Source organism: Kluyvera chengduensis (assembly GCF_044197065.1).
GTDB lineage: Bacteria > Pseudomonadota > Gammaproteobacteria > Enterobacterales > Enterobacteriaceae > Kluyvera > Kluyvera ascorbata_C.
In genome coordinates, this window is sequence record NZ_JBIQOI010000001.1 from 961,626 (window position 1) to 979,482 (window position 17,857).

Here is a 17,857-nt window from a genome sequence, read left to right on the forward strand (position 1 = left end):
CGACGGAACGGTCGGATTAACGAAAACTCCACTGCACGGTAATGACAAAAATCGACGGTAAAATAATGCCGCTTTCGATGCCGAAATAGTCGGTGAAGTTGTATTGCAACCCATGATAGATGTAAGGCGAGAAGCCCACGCCAGTGATTTTTTTCGCCGTATGATAGGTGCCGGAATCCCCGCAGTGGCTGAAGGCATCAAAAAAGAATTCGCCCGTATAGGCGTAAACCCCTTTAAACGTCCAGCCTTCGGTAGAGCCACTGCCTTTCATCCAGTCCCGGCGTACGCCTATCGAAAAACAACGGTCATCGAAGCTGTTTTTCATCGTCCCGACCAGCAGGCTATATTTCGAATCCTCAGAAAATTTACGTTCGACGGAGAAGTAGTTGTTGTCGAACTCTTCAGTATATTGCCCATGGTTACCCGTCAGGTGGTAAACAAATGAACCGGTATTAACGGAGTAGAGATTAATCTCATCAGCAAAGCTGAAAGTGGCCGGCAGCAGGGCCGACGTAAATGCCAGTACGGCTGGGATTTTATGCATGATTGAACTCGGTAAAACCGAAACAAGAAGACAATATATTCAATGATAGTGCTTATGCGATAAACCGTAGTTCAATCGGCACTGGGGATGAAAAAAAATTAGCGAACTATCTTTTCGTGTTGCTTCACAGAAACGGACATGACCAGTTGGAAAAGTTGCCAAAGTGTATATGTATTTAACAATATTTTTACTTGTTAACTACCTAACGCAGACAGGAGCAGGACATGACGTCACCCGTGCAACATCCGATGTATATTGATGGTCAGTTCGTCAGCTGGCAGGGCGATAGCTGGATTGATGTGATAAACCCGTCGACCGAAGAGTGCCTTTCCCGAATTCCTGATGGTGACGCCGAGCATGCGAAGCGGGCGATTGATGCCGCTGAGCGTGCACAGCCAGCATGGGAAGCGTTGCCTGCTATCGAACGCGCCGGATGGTTGCGTAAAATTGCCGCCGGTATCCGCGCGCGCGCGGCAGAAATCAGCCAGATGATTGTGGCCGAGGGAGGCAAAATTCAACAGCTGGCGGAAGTCGAAGTGGGATTCACCGCGGACTACATCGAATACATGGCGGAGTGGGCGCGCCGTTATGAAGGGGAAATCCTGCAAAGCGACCGTCCAGGGGAGAACATCTTTGTCTTTAAACGCGCGCTGGGCGTCACCACCGGTATTCTGCCGTGGAACTTCCCGTTCTTCCTGATTGCACGCAAGCTCGCGCCTGCGCTTATCACCGGTAACACCATCGTGATTAAGCCGAGTGAATTTACGCCGAATAACGCCATCGCTTTTGCTGAAATCGTCCACGAGATTGGCTTGCCTAAAGGCGTCTTCAACCTGGTGCTGGGACGCGGTGAAACCGTTGGTCAGGAACTGGCGGGCAACCCGAAAGTGGCCATGGTCAGCATGACCGGCAGCGTCGGGGCAGGCGAGAAAATTATGGCCGCCGCAGCGAAAAATATCACCAAAGTTTGCCTTGAACTCGGCGGTAAAGCACCGGCGATTGTGCTGGACGACGCAGACCTGGAGCTGGCGGTGAAAGCGATTGTTGACTCCCGCGTCATCAACACCGGGCAGGTCTGTAACTGCGCTGAGCGCGTTTACGTGCAGAAAGGCATTTACGACCGCTTCGTCAATAAATTGGGCGAAGCGATGAAGGCGGTGGCATTTGGCGACCCGGCAAAACGCAACGATATTGCCATGGGACCGCTGATTAATGCTGCCGCGCTGGAGCGCGTGGAGCAAAAAGTCGCGAAAGCCATTTCCCAGGGGGCGCGAGTGGTACTTGGTGGCAAAGCTGTCGAGGGCGCGGGCTATTTCTATCCGCCGACGCTGCTGCTGGACGTTCGTCAGGAGATGAGCATCATGCACGAAGAGACCTTTGGTCCGGTGCTGCCGGTGGTGATGTTCGATACGTTGGATGAGGCATTGCAGATGGCCAACGACAGCGACTACGGCCTGACGTCGTCGGTTTATACCCGGGATCTCAACCAGGCGATGAAGGCCGTGCGCGGTCTGAAGTTTGGTGAAACCTACATTAACCGCGAAAACTTTGAAGCGATGCAGGGGTTCCATGCGGGTTGGCGTAAGTCCGGTATCGGCGGCGCGGACGGTAAGCATGGGCTGAATGAGTATCTGCAAACGCAGATGGTCTATTTGCAAACTCAGGGTTAAACGCTCATCCCGGCGTCGCTCGGCCAACCGACGGGTTTTGTGGGCCTGATAAGCGCAGCGCCATCAGGCCATTCGGCGCAGATTGCCGGATGGCGGCGTTGCCTTATCCGGCCTACAACTGAAAGTAGCCCGGTCGAGCAACGTGACGCCGGGAACTCACCGTTCTGCCGTCTTTTTCTCATGCTCCAGCAACCAGCGCTTACGGGCCACACCGCCGCCGTAGCCGGTCATGCTGCCGTCTTTGCCAATCACCCGATGGCAGGGGATGACGATAGCAATGCGGTTGGCACCGTTAGCGGCTGCCACGGCGCGAGCGGCAGTGGGTTTATTGAGCGTTTCCGCCAGCGCCTGATAATGGGTGCTTTCCCCGCAGGGTATCTCTGCCAACGCCTGCCAGACACGGCGCTGGAATTCACTGCCCGGCGTATCCAGCGCCAGCGTAAACCTCACACGCTTACCGGCGAAATACTCGGCGATCTCTTTTTCTGCCTGGCGGATATGGTCGTTTTGACCGGCAATAATGCGGGCGTTCAGCAGGCGCTGGAGATCGCTCAATTCGGTCTCAAGCATTCGGCGGTCAACAAATTCCAACAGACAGACCCCGCGCTCGCTGGCGCAAACGAACATCGGCCCAATCGGCGTGGTAAAGCGGTGAATGAGTAGCGTCTGCTGTGCCGTCGTAGGCGAATGGCCGGTGAGCTTTTTGTAGGTGTAGCCGAAGCCGCTCAGCGACTCGTAGCCGCTATCAAAGGCCACATCCGTGGCGCTACGGCCGCTTTTGAGTTCCTGCAACGCAACGTTAACCCGCTGCATACGCTGGAAAGCCTGAAAGGTAATGCCGTGATGCTGTAAGAACCAGCGGCGAACGCGCTCCGGGCTGATGTGGCTATCACGAAGCTGGGTATCGCTGATGCGCGCTTTAGGTGTCTGACGAACCAGCGCCAGCGCCTGTTCAATATAATCAGGCGCGCTACAGGCGTTTTCCGTTGGTCGACAAACTTTGCAGGGGCGATAGCCTGCGTCCAGCGCCGACTTAACATCACGGTAAAACTCGACGTTTTCACGTTTAGGCTTGCGCGCCCGACAAACCGCGATGCAGAACACGCCGGTAGTTTTCACCCCGACATAAAAGACGCCGGTATACTCCGAGACACGTGCCAGCAGCGCCTGGTACCAGGTATCGCATTGGGCGCTATCGGTGACTTTCATCGTCAAAGACTCCTGCAAAGGACTGCTGATGGCGAAGCGATAACAGTAGACGGTTTAGCTGGGTTTGTAATGCACTATGTACGGCATTGCCCATGGAAATTCGCCGCACGCCCAGTTCTGCCAGCGCGGCGAAATCAGCCAGCCGGGGTACGGCCATCACGTTCAGCGGCAGCGCGGTTTGCTGGACTAACGCCGCAATATCGTCAGGGCGGTGAACACAGGGAACAAACAGACCATCCGCACCGTGGTTGGCATATAATGATGCGCGTGACAGTGTCACGCTTAATGCATCTGGTATGCCGAGCAAAAAGGGGTCTGTTCTCACGTTCAGAAACAGCGAAACGCGGTGCGCTGTTAATCTCTCCCGAATGGCGCGTAGGCGCTCGGCAAAAAGTTTAGCATCCAGGAGTTCACGGCGGCCGTCGCGGACGTGGCTGTCTTCCAGATTGATTCCCGCTACGCCAAGCGCGGACAGTTGCAGCACATTATTCACGATACCGTCCACGGATACGGCATAGCCAGATTCAATATCCACGCTCAGCGGCAGCATCGTGGCGGTGCGGATGCGGCCCACAATATAGTGCAGCTCGGCAAATGACATCTCTTCACCATCGGGATATCCCAACATTTCGGCAATGGCGGAGCTGGAGGTGCCCAGCGCCTGATAACCGGCACGTTGTGCGGCGAGGGCGCTCGGGACGTCCCAGACATTCGCAATGAGCAGCGGAGCGCTTTGATGGTGCAGTTGGGTAAAGTTCATGAGGTTCTCCGGTTGTGTGTGCAAGCGGAGTGTGTCGCAGAGGGCAAAAGGGCAGCAACCGAAAATCAGACGACCATTTTTTGCGTGGAAACGGCGGGGGCGTGGTGCCGCCCGCCGATGCGTTTACATTTTGGCGAATTTTTCCAGCACGCGAATCAACTGGGTCACAAAGCCATATTCGTTATCGTACCAGGAGACCGTTTTGACGAGCTGCAGACCGCCCGCTTCGGTCACTTCGGTTTGGGTCGCGTCGAAAACGGAGCCGAAATGGGTGCCGATAATATCGGAAGAGACAATCTCCTCCTCGGTATAGCCAAACGATTCATTGTTGTGCGCGGCGTTCTTCATCACCTGGTTCACTTCATCGGCGGTGACTTTCTTACCGAGGATAGAGACCAGTTCGGTCACTGACCCTGTTTTCGTTGGCACGCGCTGCGCATGGCCCTTCAGCTTGCCGCTTAGTGCGGGGATCACCAGGCCAATCGCTTTTGCCGCCCCGGTGGTGTGCGGGATGATGTTCTCCGCCGCGGCGCGAGACGCGCGCAGGTCTTTGCCTCGTGGCCCATCAACCAGCGACTGCGTGCCGGTATAGGCATGGATAGTGGTCATGGTCCCCACCTCAATGCCGAATGCGTCGTGGAGGGCTTTGGCCATTGGCGCCAGACAGTTGGTGGTGCAGGACGCCACGGAGATAATTTTATCGCTGGCGTTTAGCGTATCGTCGTTGACGTTAAAAACCAGGGTTTTCATATCGCCAGCAGGCGCGGAGACCAGCACTTTTTTTGCCCCGGCATCAATATGCGCCTGCGATTTCTCCGTCGAGGTATAGAAGCCGGTACATTCGACAATCAGCTCTGCGCCCTGGGCGGTCCACGGAATATTTTGCGCCTCTTTTTCTGCGTAAACGGTAATGGTTTTACCATTCACAATCAGCGCGTTATCGTTGTAATCAACGCTCCACGGGAACGGGCCGTAGTTGGAGTCATGCTTCAATAAGTAGGCCAGAACTTTGGGGGAGGTCAGATCGTTAATCGCGACCACTTCATGACTGCTGGATACTTCCAGTAAACGGCGCAGAACCAGACGACCAATGCGCCCAAACCCGTTAATGCCAATTTTACTCATGGTGCTCTCCTATCAGTGATGGGAACCCGCCCAATACGCGTACGTCAGATTGATTCAATTAATAAGTGTGGATTATGTATTTCACCTGTCCAGGCTTAGTTCAGCATGCCGGGAAGAGCAACGTTGTCGCGAAAATTTAATTTGTATCGATTTGAAAAAGTTAATGAAATTTTAATGAATCGCGGCTATTTTGCTTTTTTATGTTACTTCTCAGAGTATTTTGGCGATGAACGATAAATATTCCCGCTTACAAATTGCCATCCACTGGCTGGTATTTCTGCTGGTGGTGGTAGCCTACGCGGCGATGGAACTGCGCGGATTTTTCCCCCGCAGCGACCGCCCAGTCATTAACATGATCCACGTGTCTTGTGGGATCAGCGTGCTGGTGCTGATGGTGGCGCGTCTTCTCATTCGCCTGAAGCGCCCGGCGCCGCCTATTGTGCCGAAGCCAAAGCCGATGATGACCGGGATGGCGCATCTGGGGCACCTGGCTATCTATCTGCTGTTTATTGCGCTACCGCTGATTGGGCTGGTAATGATGTATAACCGCGGTAATCCGTGGCTGGCGTTTGGCCTCACCATGCCGCATGCCGCAGAGGGGAATTTTGACCTTGTGGATACGCTGAAACACTATCACGTGTTCCTCGCGAACCTCGGCTACTGGCTGATTGGCCTGCACGCGCTTGCCGCGCTGGCGCACCACTACCTCTGGAAGGACAACACGCTGCTGCGCATGATGCCGCGTAAGCGTTAACCTGCTTTCAACTCCCTGTTCTCTGCGCTACCATAAGTCATATATTTGGCTTATGAATGGAGAGAACAGGGTGTTCGCAGATTTTGGTGTGCTTAATTACTGGACCTATTTGCTCGGGGCCATTTTTATTATTCTGGTGCCGGGGCCGAATACCTTCTTCGTGCTAAAGACCGGCGTGTCACACGGTATCCGCAAAGGATACATGGCGGCGCTTGCGGTCTTTATTGGCGATGCCGTGTTGATGTCTCTCTCGTTCGCAGGCGTTGCCACGCTGATTAAAACCACGCCGGTACTGTTCAATATTGTGCGCTACCTTGGGGCCATTTATCTGCTCTATCTCGGCGGCAAGATGCTCTACAGCACCCTTAAGCGTAAAAATGCCGAACATGATGAAGCCGCGGAGCCGGGCCACGCCATCTTCAAGCGTGCGTTAACGTTGAGCCTGACCAACCCGAAAGCGATTCTGTTCTACGTCTCATTCTTCGTGCAGTTTATTGATGTCCACGCGAAAACCCCTGGTCTGGCGTTCTTTATTCTGGCGCTGACGCTGGAAATCGTGAGCTTTACCTATCTGAGCTTCCTTATCGTCTCCGGCTCGCTGGTGACGCGCTATGTGAAAACGCGTAAAAAACTGGCAAAAATCGGCAACAGCCTGATTGGCCTGGTGTTTGTCGGCTTTGCGGCCCGCCTGGCGACCCTCCAGTCTTGATAGCATGATTGACCCGATAGCCACTATCGGGTCTCCCCGTTATTTCCCTTTCAGAATAGTATGACGGCATAAGTCGACCACGCCTTTATCTTTATAAAATCCTAAATTTGCCTATCTTGAGGATTATCTCTGTCTGGATATATTTTCCTGGTGCTATGGTGATTTTTTATGGATAGGGGACTTATAAGATGAAGAAGGGATTTCTTATCTCCATGGTTTTATTTTCGCTGTGCGCCAGAATGGCTTTTGCTGAGACAGCGTTGCCTGCTCCGGTGGGGCTGACATGGCACACCTCCGCAGTAGATTTAGTTCGAAAGTATTCAGCCGAAAAGCTTAGGGTTAATAAAAAAGACAGCACCACGCTGTATTATATTAAGCGAGCGCCTAAGAAATTAAATGATTTTGATAGTATTTACGGCGTGGTGCATAACCAACATGGTCTGGTGAAAATTATTTTATCTAAGGATTTTATCCGGGATGCCTACGGCGATGAGGGAATAAAAAATTATCTTAAGTATAAGACCATCCTAAGTAAAAAATATGGTAGAGCGGAGTCCTACGAATATACCGGTAAGATGACGTATACCGGAAAAGATGAGTTTTACCAATGTCTGGCCTATCAGGGCTGCGGTGGCTATGCCTCGTTTTATCATGGCGTGTCAATCGAGTTAGTGGGCTATTCGCGCGGATACGGGACATTAAAAATTACGTATGTCGCTGACAGTATGGACAGCATTGTTTCAGAGCAGCAGCAGGTTAATGATGAACAAGCAAAACATGCTCTCTAGATAACCCTGACGGCATAGGCCTGTACCACGGTCATCGTCATAAACGTCTAAACTTAGACCTCTGGGGGAGTAAACCCGCGTGGGGGGGTCTATGCTCTTGAGCAAAGTTAAAATTTAGAACATTTATTTTACATCAGCACAATGAACTTGATAGTATACCCCCCTATACTATCGGAGGGGCTATGCCGCATTCACTCGAAGACAAAAAACGGGCGTTAAGCCGGGTACGTCGTATCAAAGGGCAGGTTGAAGCCCTGGAGCGCGCGCTGGAGTCGGGTGACTCCTGCCTGACCATCCTGCAGCAGATTGCCTCTATTCGCGGGGCCTCTAACGGCCTGATGGGTGAAATGGTTGAGATGCACCTTAAAGATGAACTGGTGAGCGGTGAAACCACGCCGGATCAGCGCGCGGTGCGCATGGCTGAGGTAGGTCTCCTGCTTCGCTCCTATTTAAAATAATCCCCTAATGGAAAAGACAGTTATGAAATCACGTGCTGCAGTTGCGTTTGGCCCAGGTCAGCCGCTGAAAATTGTTGAAATTGACGTGGCGCCGCCGAAAAAGGGCGAAGTGCTGGTCAAAATCACCCATACCGGCGTTTGCCATACCGATGCTTTTACGCTGTCGGGCGATGACCCGGAAGGCGTATTCCCGGCGGTGCTTGGCCATGAAGGCGGCGGCGTGGTGGTTGAAGTCGGCGAAGGCGTTACCAGCCTCAAGCCTGGCGACCATGTGATCCCACTTTATACCGCCGAATGCGGCGAGTGTAAGTTCTGTAAATCAGGCAAAACTAACCTCTGTCAGGCCGTGCGCGCCACGCAGGGTAAAGGTCTGATGCCGGACGGCACCACCCGTTTTTCCTATAACGGGGAACCTATCTATCACTACATGGGCACCAGTACCTTCAGTGAGTACACCGTCTGTGCAGAAATTTCACTGGCGAAAGTTAACCCACAGGCGCCGCTGGACAAAGTCTGTCTGCTGGGCTGCGGTGTCACCACCGGGATTGGCGCGGTGCATAACACGGCGAAAGTGAAAGAAGGCGACACCGTGGCGGTCTTCGGGCTCGGCGGCATTGGTTTAGCGGTTATTCAGGGCGCGGTGCAGGCGAAAGCCGGACGCATTCTGGCCGTGGATACCAACCCGGATAAATTCACGTTAGCGCGTGAAATGGGTGCCACCGACTTTATCAACCCGAAAGACTACGATAAACCGGTTCAGGATGTGATCGTTGAACTGACCGACGGCGGCGTGGACTTCAGCTTTGAATGTATTGGCAACGTTAACGTCATGCGTTCGGCGCTGGAATGCTGCCATAAAGGCTGGGGCGAAAGCATCATCATCGGCGTGGCCGGTGCGGGTCAGGAAATTAAAACCCGTCCGTTCCAGTTGGTGACAGGCCGCGTATGGCGTGGTTCGGCGTTCGGCGGCGTGAAGGGCCGTACCCAACTGCCGGGGATGGTAGAAGAGGCGATGGCGGGCACAATCCAGCTCGACCCGTTTATTACCCACCGTCTGCCGTTAGACCAGATCAACGAAGCATTCGATCTGATGCACGAAGGGAAATCTATCCGTACCGTAATTCATTTCGGCGATAAATAATCCTCCCTCAACCAGCGGGATCCTCCCGCTGGTTTTCTGAAGTGTGACCCACCTTACGTTTCGCATCTTTCCTGATAAGAAATCAGCGTCTATGGCCGATGACTCTATTACTTACCTCAAGTACAAGAGAGTTACTCATGGAAAAAAAATCCGCGCAGCCGAATCGCTCGCAAAAGGTCAGCTTTCTGCATCATATCCGCCTGGTGCCGTTCTTCGGTTTTGTGCTGGGCGGCATTCTGGTGCTGTTTGCCTTGAGTTCAGGGCTGGCAGGCTATTTTATGTGGAAAGCCGATAACGACCAGCGTGATGTGACGCAGGAGCTGCAGGTTCGCGTTGGGCTTTCTGACAGCGCCAACTACCTGCGTGAAGCCCGTATTATGATGATTCATGCCGGGGCGGACAGCCGTATCGCCGAAATGGAGAGCATGAAGAAAAACCTGGCGGCGGCTGAAAGCAGAATTAAACACTCTCAGGACGGGTTCAAACTCTACACCAATCGCAGCGTGAAAACGGCGGCCGATGAAGCGCTGGATGCTGAAATGAATCAGCGTTATAGCGCCTATTTAGACGGCATGGCACCGATGCTGAAATATGCCAAAAATGGCATGTTCGAAGCCATCATCAACTATGAAAGCGAGCAGGCGCGCGCCCTCGACGACGCCTATAACGACGTGCGCCTGAAGGTGATTGATATTCGTACCGCGCGGGCTAACCAGCTTGCGACGTTAGCGCATGACCGTACCCGCCTCGGCGTGATGTTTATGGTCGGTGCCTTTATCCTTGCCGTCGTGATGACCATCATCACCTTTACGACCCTGCGTAGCGTGGTGATCCTGCCGTTGCAGCGAGCGGGCGCGCGTATTGCCCAGATTGCCAGCGGTAATCTCACCATGGCAGATGAACCAGTCGGACGTAGCGAAATTGGCCAGCTCAACGGCAACCTGCAAAAAATGCAGCATGCGCTGGTGCAAACCGTGGGGACTGTGCGTCAGGGCGCAGAAGAGATTTATCGCGGAACCAGCGAAATCTCCGTGGGTAATACCGATCTCTCCTCACGTACCGAACAGCAAGCAGCGGCCATTGAACAGACGGCGGCTAGCATGGAACAGCTCGCAGCGACGGTAAAACAGAACGCCGAGAACGCTCACCATGCCAGTAAGCTGGCGGAAGATGCTTCCGGCAAAGCCACTCGCGGCGGTCAACTGGTCTCGGGCGTGGTATCAACGATGGGCAGCATCTCGACCAGTTCGAAGAAAATCTCGGAAATCACTTCGGTGATTAACAGCATTGCGTTCCAGACTAACATTCTGGCGCTGAACGCCGCGGTCGAAGCGGCGCGTGCGGGCGAGCAGGGGCGCGGGTTTGCGGTGGTGGCCAGCGAAGTTCGCACGCTGGCAAGCCGTAGCGCCCAGGCGGCAAAAGAGATTGAAGGGCTTATCAGCGAATCGGTGACGTTGATTGAACGCGGATCTGATGAAGTGGTGCGCGCGGGGACCACGATGACCGATATTGTTGATGCGGTGAAACGCGTGACCGACATCATGCTGGAGATTGCGGCGGCTTCTGATGAGCAGAACCGTGGTATTCAACAGGTGAGCCAGGCGGTGACCGAGATGGATAACGTCACTCAGCAGAACGCCTCGCTGGTGGAGGAAGCTTCTGCGGCGGCGGCTTCACTGGAAGAGCAGGCGGCGCGCTTAACCGAAGCGGTTGGCACTTTCCGCTTACAGGCCAGTGAACGTGTTGAAGCGGTTAAAACCGCGGCAAAATCGACGTTTAACCCAGCTCGCCCGGCGGCGGCCACCGCAGGCGCGGATAACTGGGAAACGTTTTAAGCGAGTGCCTTGCCGGATGGCGGCGTAAACGCCTTATCCGGCCTACCAAAAAAAACCTCGCCACCGTAAAGGTGACGAGGCTGCGTAGGCCTGATAAGCGCAGCGCCATCAGGCACAATACGCGCACGATAGTTAGACTATCAGTGGCTATCCGGCAGCGCGTAGGCAATGATGTAGTCACCGCGATCCGGCGACTGGCGTGCACCACCCGCGTTAATCACGATGTACTGTTTGCCGGTTTTCGGTGACACATAGGTCATTGGGCCAGACTGGCTGCCGACCGGCAGACGGTCTTTCCAGATCTCTTTCCCGGTTGCGGTATCAAACGCGCGCAGATAGAAATCCTGGGTACCGGCGAAGAACAACAGGCCAGATTGAGTCGAGAGCGACGCGCCGAGCGTAGGCATCCCGATAGGAATCGGCATATGCATGCGAATGCCCAGCGGCCCAGTATCTTCAACCGTACCAACCGGTACCTGCCAGACGATTTTCCCAGACTTCAGATCCACCGCAGACATGGTGCCAAACGGTGGTTTCTGGCACGGAATACCCAGCGGAGACAGGAAACGCTCGCGCATTGCGCCATACGGCGTACCGTCCATCGGAACAATACCCATCTCAATGCCGCTGGCATTCTTCGCAACATTGGCGCGCGGCACCATGTAGTTCGCCAGACCCAAACGCATATCGTTAACGAACATCAGGCTGTTGTTCGGGTCAACGGATACGCTGCCCCAGTTCATCCCACCCAGTGAGCCAGGATACTGCAGGGAGCGGTCTTCGCCCGGTGGGGTGAAGATGCCCTGATGACGCATCTCTTTAAACTGAATGCGGCACAGCAGCAGGTCAATCGGCGTAGCGCCCCACATATCGGACTCTTTCAACTGCTCGTTGCCGATCATCGGCATGCCGACGGAGTAAGGCTGAGTAGGAGAATAGCGTTCGCCAGGAACGTTACCCGCCGGAACCGGACGTTCTTCGACTTTGGCTACCGGCTCGCCGGTTTCACGGTTGAGCATAAAGATCATGCCCTGTTTACTGGTTTGGACCAGCACCGGCGTTGTGCCGCCTTTACCATCTGGCAGGTCGTACAGCAGCGGCTGAGATGGCAGGTCGAAGTCCCACAGGTCGTGGTGGGTGGTTTGATAGTGCCAGCGTACTTTACCGGTGGTGGCGTCTACCGCCACGATAGAGGAGCTGTATTTATCGTCGAGCGCGGTACGCTCACCGGCCCAGAAATCTGGGGTGGCGTTACCGGTTGGCAGATAAACCAGGTTCAGCTTCGCGTCATAAGACATGGCGGACCAGACGTTCGGCGTTCCGCGCGTGTAGGTCATGCCCTCTGGTGGCAAGCCGGTCAGGTTCGGGTTGCCCGGATCCCATGCCCAGGCAAGTTTGCCGGTGTGGACATCATAGGCACGAACCACGCCCGGTGGTTCTCCGGTAGAGAAGTTATCGGCAACGCGACCACCGACCACCACCACGTTACCCGCCACTAATGGCGTAGAGGTCTGCTGGTAGTAGCCCGGTTTGATGTCGCCCATACCGACGCTGAGATCAACCACACCGTGGTTGCCAAAGTCGTCGCACACTTTGCCGTTATCGGCGTTGATGGCAATCAGACGGGCATCCGTAGTCGGCAGGAATAGACGACGCGGGCAGGCGGCGGGTTGCGTCGCCGTGGCTGGCGTGGTCAGTGCCTGAGTGTCCTCAAAATAACCGAGACCACGGCAGCGCTGCCAGTTTGGTGCGGTAGCTTTTGAATCGTAACGCCATTTCTCTTTACCGGAATCGACATCCAGCGCCAGCACTTTACTGTACGGCGTGCAGACGAACAGCGTGTCGCCAACCTGCAACGGGGTATTCTGATCTTCGGCACCTGAACCGTTGCTCTGTGGAATATCACCCGTATGAGCAACCCATGCGATCTGCAGCTTATCGATATTCTGCTTGTTGATCTGGTCTAACGCGGCAAAACGGTCGCCGTGAGTGGTGTTACCCCAATGCTCCCAGTTTTTCTGCGCTTCGCCTGGCGCTACCGGTTTAACCGGTACCGATTCCGTCGCGGAGACCAGCGTCTGCGGCTTGAACATACCGCCAACGCTCACCAGCAGGATAACGGCGATAATCCCGGCGAGGCTAAATGCCGGGCCTTTTTTCGCAGGCTGCGCGTGGGACATAAACGGCCATACCAGCGCACAAAGAAACGCCAGTACGCCAAAGGTAAACAGGCGCGAGAAGAGTGGCCAGAAATCCCAGCCCGCATCGCTGATAGACCAGACGATCGCCACAATAAACGCCAACGCGTACAGTACAATCCCGCCGCGACGCTGACGGGCGATCAGAATGGCGCTGACCACCATTACAATCCCCATCAGCGTAAAGAACCAGGTGCCACCGACGCTGGCGAGCTTAGCCCCCAGCGCGCCGATAGCCAGGCCGACGATCAACATCAGCGTGATAAGAAGCCACTGCAGGACCCGTGGGAATCCTCGTGGCACGTTGCCAGTTGCCATACCGTTCTCCTTAAAAACAGCAAAATGCGCACAGTTGAACCATGTGGTGTGTTTTGTGCTGTGCTTTTGTTTTGAATGAAATGTTAACGTGCTTCTAAATGAGGTATTTAGTTTGTATATGCAATCACGCATGAACCATTTGGTTAAATTATGGATATGATAGATCTGTTAAATTGCATTGCGCAATTGTTAATAAATAATTTCGCATTAATTGCGTAGAGCAAAAGTAAAATAGCGCGGAAAAGCGAAGGTACTTAGCCCGCCAGGCGACGGGCCGGTGTGAATTTTCAGGAAGGCATTGACTTGCGGACTGCGCTTAATAGCGTCTGTGCACCAGAAGAAAGCGGGGTATCCACCCGGGTCAGGATACCAATGGGCTCCCCCTGGCCCTGGGTCGCAATCGGCAGGGCGGTCAGCACGCCTCGGCGCAAATCGTCCTTCACCGCGCCGGAAGGAACGAACCAGATATAGTTGAAGTCAACCGTCAACTGGCGAGAGAGCGACGCGGAAAGCGTCTCGATGCAGCCAGCAGGCATTTTACAGCCCTGGCTTTGTAGCAGCGTTTCCGCATTCTGGCGGGGAACGGTACCTTTCGGTGAAACCACCACCGGCCATTCCAGCACGCGGCTCAGGGTGATGTTTTCGTGCAGCAGCGGGTGGTCGGGGCGGACAACCAGCTTCAACGATTCCAGGAATAACAGCTCATAGTTCAACCCGGTCATCAGTTCCGGATCGGACATGCGGCCAATGCCCAGATCGATATCGCCGGACTTTAGCGCCGCCAGCAGCATCGTATTGTTCATAGTGGCGACCTGAAGCGTCACGTCTTTTTGCTGCTGGTGAAATTGACCAATAACGGCGGGGAGCACGCCGAGCGCGGCGGTGGGGAGGGCACCGATGCGCACCACATCATTATTAACACCTTCTTTACGTATCAGCGCCTGGCCGGCGGTATTCAGCGCATCAAGCACCTTCACGGCGTGGGTTAAAAATTGTTCACCCACGAGGGTGAGCTGCGCCCCCAGACGGCCGCGTTCAAAGAGCCGTGTACCGGTGAGCTGTTCAAGTTCATTGAGCGTCTTGGAGAGCGCTGGCTGGCTTAGATTAAGGGTTTCAGCCGCTCGCCCCAAAGTTCCTTGCTGGGCGACGGCTACGAATGTGTGCAGATGGCGCAGGCGAATGCGCTGACTAAAGAGTGCGTTTTTTTCCATAAGCGATGTTAAAAACAGAGCGGCATGAGTGACAAGTAATGTTGTTTAAATTTGATAACTTGCTAGCAAATTATTATTAACATTTGTGCGGTTTAACAGACAAGTGATTTGTTGAAAATGGAGAAATTCTCGGCGTCGCAACGCGACGCCGGGTCAAAACGCACCAACCTTACAGATCAAAAAACACCGTTTCGTTCTCGCCCTGCAAATAAATATCGAACCGATATACCGTCTCGTTGCCGCGCGTCTCTTTATGCGCAATCAGCGTCTTGCGGCGCACTTCCCACTCAATCAGATTCAGCACCGGGTCTTTGCTGTTTGCATCCTGCTCGTCCGGGAAGTACATCCGCGTATTCAGGCCGATGTTGATCCCGCGCGCCACGATCCACAGATTGACATGCGGTGCCATCATGCGCCCATCACGGCCGACCGCTTGTCCTGGCTTAACGGTATCAAAACGCCAGACGCCGCTGTCGAAGTTCGAGCAGGCGCGGCCCCAGCCGCGAAAATCGTCATCCAGCGCTTTTTCGTGCTGCTGGTCTGCGACATGGTTATAACGCCCGGCGGCGTTGGCTTGCCATATTTCAATCAGCACATCGCGCACCGGCGTGCCGGAGCCATCGAACACGCGTCCCTCGATGGCAATATGCTCTCCGGGCGTGTGGCTGTTGGTGAGGGTTGAACCAAAGTTCTTCTCAAAAATATGGAAGCCAGCGGCATCCGGCGCCAGACCAATGTGCACATAAGGGCCGGCGGTTTGTGACGCCGTTTCCGGTAAATAGTCTTTCATCGAGCAGCCCCCTGAGTACGGTTTTCAAACAGCGTGGCGCGCTGGCCGCGCAGCACCAGATCAAAACGATAGGCCAGGCAGTCGAGCGGCACGGCGGCATGGGTATCCAGTTCGGCAATAAGCGTACGAACGGCATCATCGTTATTGATAGTTTTGACGATAGGGCACTGCTTGATAAGCGGGTCACCCTCAAAGTACATCTGGGTGATCAGGCGTTGGGCGAACGCTTCACCAAAAATGGAGAAGTGAATATGCGAAGGACGCCAGTCGCTCACCTGGTTGCGCCACGGGTACGGGCCGGGCTTAATGGTGCGGAAGAAGTAATAGCCATTTTCATCGGTAAGCACGCGTCCGCAGCCGCCGAAGTTAGGGTCAATCGGGGCCAGATACTGATCCTTCTTATGGCGGTAGCGTCCGCCGGCGTTGGCCTGCCACACTTCAACCAGCGTATTTTTCAGCGGGCGACCGAAACCATCGCGCACGTAGCCGTGAACGATGATGCGCTCGCCAATCGGTAAACCGTCTTTGGCATAGTTGAGGATCAGGTCGTTATCCAGTGGGCCAAGGTCCTGCTGGGAAAAGACCGGACCAGTGATTTCTGACAGCGAATTTTGCAGCGAGATAAGGGCATTGCGCGGCGAGCGCAGCACGCTGGTTTTATAGCCCGGCGCGTGGGCTGGGGGATGATTGTTGTAATCCCGGTGAATCACTTCTTGCGGTGACCATTTTGTGCTCATAGGTGGCTCCGTGTAGGGTATTTTATTATTGCCACAGACAGTGTGTGTAAATATATTGTTAATTTAAAGTGAATTTAAGGTGCATTTTTAATAACCCAAGGTTATGTAACCAGATCCCTTCACTCAATAAGTTCAGTCAGTTGCCGCGATCACAGTTTGTAAATTCTTACCGCGTAGCGTCATGGCCTTTCCTACACTGCAAATATATTCACAGGAGGCAAGGCATCATGGCGCACACCCTTTCGGCGGATGATATTCGTGAGGAATTTTCACAAGCAATGTCGGCAATGTATCAGCAAGAAGTTCCGCAATATGGAACGCTGCTGGCATTAGTGGCTGACGTAAACCTGGCCGTGCTGGAAAATAATACGCGTCTGTATGAACAGCTGGCCAATGCGGATGAACTTGCGCGCCTCAACGTTGAACGTCACGGCGCGATCCGGGTGGGGACGGCAGAAGAGCTTTCCACGCTGTGCCGGATGTTCGCCATAATGGGCATGGAACCGGTGGGCTACTACGATCTGTCGGTGGCGAACGTACCGGTACACTCGACGGCGTTTCGTCCGGTGGACGACGCGGCGCTGCAGCGTAATCCATTTCGTATTTTTACCTCTTTATTACGTCTTGAGCTTATCGACGACCCGAATCTGCGCCAGAAAGCGGCGAAGATCCTCGCCGAGCGGGATATCTTTACGCCGCGCTGTCGGGCGCTGATGAATCTGCATGATGATCAGGGCGGGTTCACCGCGCCGCAGGCGCAGGAATTTGTGAAAGAAGCGCTGGAAACGTTCCGCTGGCATCGGCATACCACCGTTGACCAGCAGACCTATCAGGCGCTCAACCAGCAGCATCGCTTGATTGCCGATGTGGTCTGTTTCCCAGGCTGCCACATTAACCATCTCACCCCACGCACGCTGGATATTGACCGCGTTCAAGAGCTGATGTCCGATTACGGCATTGAGCCGAAGGCGGTGATTGAAGGGCCGCCGCGCCGGGCGGTGCCGCTGTTATTACGTCAGACCAGCTTTAAAGCGTTGGAAGAGCCGGTGCAGTTTGCCGGGGAATCGGACGGTACGCACACGGCGCGCTTTGGCGAAATTGAACAGCGTGGGGTGGCGTTAACGCCTAAGGGCCGCGCGCTGTATGACACACTGCTTAGCGAGGCGGGGGTAGGTAAAGATAACCTGACGCATCAGCAGCATTTGCAAGAGGTGTTCAAAGCGTTCCCGGACAGCGAGTTTTTACTGCGTCAGCAGGGGCTTGCCTGGTTCCGCTATCGCCTGACGCCGACCGGTGATGCCCACCGCCAGGCAATTCATCCGGGCGATGACCCACAGCCGTTTATCGAACGCGGCTGGATTATCGCCCAACCCATCACCTATGAAGATTTTCTGCCGGTGAGCGCCGCCGGGATTTTCCAGTCGAATCTGGGCGGCGACGGGCAAACGCGCACGCAGGGGAATGCCAGCCGCGATGCCTTTGAAGCGGCGCTAGGCCGACAGGTACTGGACGAATTCAGTCTGTATGAGGAGGCGTCGCTACGCAGCAAACGGCGTTGCGGTCTGCTCTGAAACGGGTACTCTGCACAGGAGTGAAGAGAAAAAGGATGA

The 17,857-nt window shown here is 54.6% G+C and carries 16 protein-coding genes and 1 pseudogene; 8 read left to right on the plus strand and 9 right to left on the minus strand.

The genetic code is table 11. The features are described from left to right. Positions 1–16: 16 nt before the first annotated feature. Entirely contained in the window at positions 17–544 is a 528-nt protein-coding gene (locus ACH1XZ_RS04430) for a hypothetical protein (RefSeq protein WP_395594472.1), read from the minus strand. Positions 545–768: 224 nt separating this feature from the next. On the opposite strand from ACH1XZ_RS04430, the gene aldA reads away from it, so the two are divergent. After that, positions 769–2,214, plus strand: coding sequence for an aldehyde dehydrogenase (aldA, locus tag ACH1XZ_RS04435; RefSeq protein WP_395594473.1), 1,446 nt, complete (start codon positions 769–771; stop codon positions 2,212–2,214). 156 nt (positions 2,215–2,370) lie between these two features. Here aldA and ACH1XZ_RS04440 read toward each other — a convergent pair whose 3' ends face one another. The 3 genes from ACH1XZ_RS04440 to gap all read right to left on the minus strand — a co-directional run bounded on the left by ACH1XZ_RS04440 (position 2,371) and on the right by gap (position 5,308). Continuing rightward, on the minus strand, positions 2,371–3,423 hold the full coding sequence (locus ACH1XZ_RS04440; RefSeq protein WP_395594474.1) for a bifunctional transcriptional activator/DNA repair enzyme AdaA: 1,053 nt from the start codon (positions 3,421–3,423) through the stop codon (positions 2,371–2,373). Continuing rightward, positions 3,407–4,183, minus strand: coding sequence for an isocitrate lyase/PEP mutase family protein (locus ACH1XZ_RS04445; RefSeq protein WP_395594475.1), 777 nt, complete (start codon positions 4,181–4,183; stop codon positions 3,407–3,409). Before ACH1XZ_RS04445 ends, ACH1XZ_RS04440 begins: the two co-directional genes overlap by 17 nt. A 123-nt stretch (positions 4,184–4,306) precedes the next feature. Continuing rightward, complete coding sequence (gene gap / locus ACH1XZ_RS04450) at positions 4,307–5,308, minus strand: type I glyceraldehyde-3-phosphate dehydrogenase (RefSeq protein WP_395594476.1); 1,002 nt, start codon at positions 5,306–5,308, stop codon at positions 4,307–4,309. 226 nt (positions 5,309–5,534) lie between these two features. Here gap and cybB point away from each other — a divergent pair, with 226 nt between their 5' ends. The 6 genes from cybB to ACH1XZ_RS04480 all read left to right on the plus strand — a co-directional run bounded on the left by cybB (position 5,535) and on the right by ACH1XZ_RS04480 (position 10,993). Then, positions 5,535–6,062 carry a cytochrome b561 gene (cybB, locus tag ACH1XZ_RS04455; protein ID WP_395594477.1) on the plus strand — a complete coding sequence of 176 codons (528 nt, stop codon included), beginning with the start codon at positions 5,535–5,537 and terminating at the stop codon, positions 6,060–6,062. 70 nt (positions 6,063–6,132) lie between these two features. Continuing rightward, positions 6,133–6,771: a leucine efflux protein LeuE gene (gene leuE / locus ACH1XZ_RS04460; RefSeq protein WP_395594478.1), complete on the plus strand. Its 639-nt coding sequence runs from the start codon at positions 6,133–6,135 to the stop codon at positions 6,769–6,771. 188 nt (positions 6,772–6,959) lie between these two features. Continuing rightward, on the plus strand, positions 6,960–7,559 hold the full coding sequence (locus ACH1XZ_RS04465) for a hypothetical protein (protein ID WP_395594479.1): 600 nt from the start codon (positions 6,960–6,962) through the stop codon (positions 7,557–7,559). 182 nt (positions 7,560–7,741) lie between these two features. Then, positions 7,742–8,017: a metal/formaldehyde-sensitive transcriptional repressor gene (locus ACH1XZ_RS04470; RefSeq protein WP_035893201.1), complete on the plus strand. Its 276-nt coding sequence runs from the start codon at positions 7,742–7,744 to the stop codon at positions 8,015–8,017. 22 nt (positions 8,018–8,039) lie between these two features. After that, a complete protein-coding gene (locus tag ACH1XZ_RS04475) occupies positions 8,040–9,158 on the plus strand; it encodes an S-(hydroxymethyl)glutathione dehydrogenase/class III alcohol dehydrogenase (RefSeq protein WP_395594480.1) in 1,119 nt (372 codons plus the stop codon). Between the two features lie 137 nt (positions 9,159–9,295). After that, positions 9,296–10,993 carry a methyl-accepting chemotaxis protein gene (locus tag ACH1XZ_RS04480; RefSeq protein ID WP_395594481.1) on the plus strand — a complete coding sequence of 566 codons (1,698 nt, stop codon included), beginning with the start codon at positions 9,296–9,298 and terminating at the stop codon, positions 10,991–10,993. Here the strand turns inward: ACH1XZ_RS04480 and ACH1XZ_RS04485 are convergent. The 5 genes and pseudogenes from ACH1XZ_RS04485 to pcaH form a co-directional block, all read right to left on the minus strand. Further along, positions 10,990–11,112: pseudogene (locus tag ACH1XZ_RS04485) on the minus strand (hypothetical protein); the annotation flags it as partial. The gene ACH1XZ_RS04480 and the pseudogene ACH1XZ_RS04485 sit on opposite strands and share 4 nt — an antisense overlap. Before the next feature lie 21 nt (positions 11,113–11,133). Next, a complete protein-coding gene (locus tag ACH1XZ_RS04490) occupies positions 11,134–13,509 on the minus strand; it encodes a glucose/quinate/shikimate family membrane-bound PQQ-dependent dehydrogenase (protein WP_395594482.1) in 2,376 nt (791 codons plus the stop codon). Positions 13,510–13,796: 287 nt separating this feature from the next. Next, positions 13,797–14,720 (minus strand): LysR substrate-binding domain-containing protein, encoded by a 924-nt coding sequence (locus tag ACH1XZ_RS04495; RefSeq protein WP_035893208.1) that lies wholly within the window; start codon positions 14,718–14,720, stop codon positions 13,797–13,799. A 169-nt stretch (positions 14,721–14,889) separates the two neighbouring features. Further along, the gene (pcaG, locus tag ACH1XZ_RS04500; protein ID WP_395594483.1) at positions 14,890–15,510 is read right to left on the minus strand and encodes a protocatechuate 3,4-dioxygenase subunit alpha; all 621 of its coding nucleotides are present in this window, start codon (positions 15,508–15,510) and stop codon (positions 14,890–14,892) included. Continuing rightward, a complete protein-coding gene (gene pcaH / locus ACH1XZ_RS04505) occupies positions 15,507–16,247 on the minus strand; it encodes a protocatechuate 3,4-dioxygenase subunit beta (protein WP_035893211.1) in 741 nt (246 codons plus the stop codon). Before pcaH ends, pcaG begins: the two co-directional genes overlap by 4 nt. A gap of 227 nt (positions 16,248–16,474) precedes the next feature. On the opposite strand from pcaH, the gene hglS reads away from it, so the two are divergent. Next, positions 16,475–17,818 carry a 2-oxoadipate dioxygenase/decarboxylase HglS gene (gene hglS / locus ACH1XZ_RS04510; RefSeq protein ID WP_395594484.1) on the plus strand — a complete coding sequence of 448 codons (1,344 nt, stop codon included), beginning with the start codon at positions 16,475–16,477 and terminating at the stop codon, positions 17,816–17,818. Positions 17,819–17,857 lie beyond the last annotated feature (39 nt).

Excerpts from the sequence above, each read along its gene's own strand:
- ACH1XZ_RS04430 (WP_395594472.1), bottom strand. The coding sequence starts at position 544 with ATGCATAAAATCCCAGCCGTACTGGCATTTACGTCGGCCCTGCTGCCG.
- ACH1XZ_RS04465 (WP_395594479.1), top strand. The coding sequence starts at position 6,960 with ATGAAGAAGGGATTTCTTATCTCCATGGTTTTATTTTCGCTGTGCGCC.
- ACH1XZ_RS04440 (WP_395594474.1), bottom strand. The coding sequence starts at position 3,423 with ATGAAAGTCACCGATAGCGCCCAATGCGATACCTGGTACCAGGCGCTG.
- ACH1XZ_RS04475 (WP_395594480.1), top strand. The coding sequence starts at position 8,040 with ATGAAATCACGTGCTGCAGTTGCGTTTGGCCCAGGTCAGCCGCTGAAA.
- hglS (WP_395594484.1), top strand. The coding sequence starts at position 16,475 with ATGGCGCACACCCTTTCGGCGGATGATATTCGTGAGGAATTTTCACAA.
- pcaH (WP_035893211.1), bottom strand. The coding sequence starts at position 16,247 with ATGAGCACAAAATGGTCACCGCAAGAAGTGATTCACCGGGATTACAAC.
- ACH1XZ_RS04490 (WP_395594482.1), bottom strand. The coding sequence starts at position 13,509 with ATGGCAACTGGCAACGTGCCACGAGGATTCCCACGGGTCCTGCAGTGG.
- ACH1XZ_RS04470 (WP_035893201.1), top strand. The coding sequence starts at position 7,742 with ATGCCGCATTCACTCGAAGACAAAAAACGGGCGTTAAGCCGGGTACGT.
- ACH1XZ_RS04495 (WP_035893208.1), bottom strand. The coding sequence starts at position 14,720 with ATGGAAAAAAACGCACTCTTTAGTCAGCGCATTCGCCTGCGCCATCTG.
- ACH1XZ_RS04445 (WP_395594475.1), bottom strand. The coding sequence starts at position 4,183 with ATGAACTTTACCCAACTGCACCATCAAAGCGCTCCGCTGCTCATTGCG.
- pcaG (WP_395594483.1), bottom strand. The coding sequence starts at position 15,510 with ATGAAAGACTATTTACCGGAAACGGCGTCACAAACCGCCGGCCCTTAT.
- cybB (WP_395594477.1), top strand. The coding sequence starts at position 5,535 with ATGAACGATAAATATTCCCGCTTACAAATTGCCATCCACTGGCTGGTA.
- gap (WP_395594476.1), bottom strand. The coding sequence starts at position 5,308 with ATGAGTAAAATTGGCATTAACGGGTTTGGGCGCATTGGTCGTCTGGTT.
- aldA (WP_395594473.1), top strand. The coding sequence starts at position 769 with ATGACGTCACCCGTGCAACATCCGATGTATATTGATGGTCAGTTCGTC.
- ACH1XZ_RS04480 (WP_395594481.1), top strand. The coding sequence starts at position 9,296 with ATGGAAAAAAAATCCGCGCAGCCGAATCGCTCGCAAAAGGTCAGCTTT.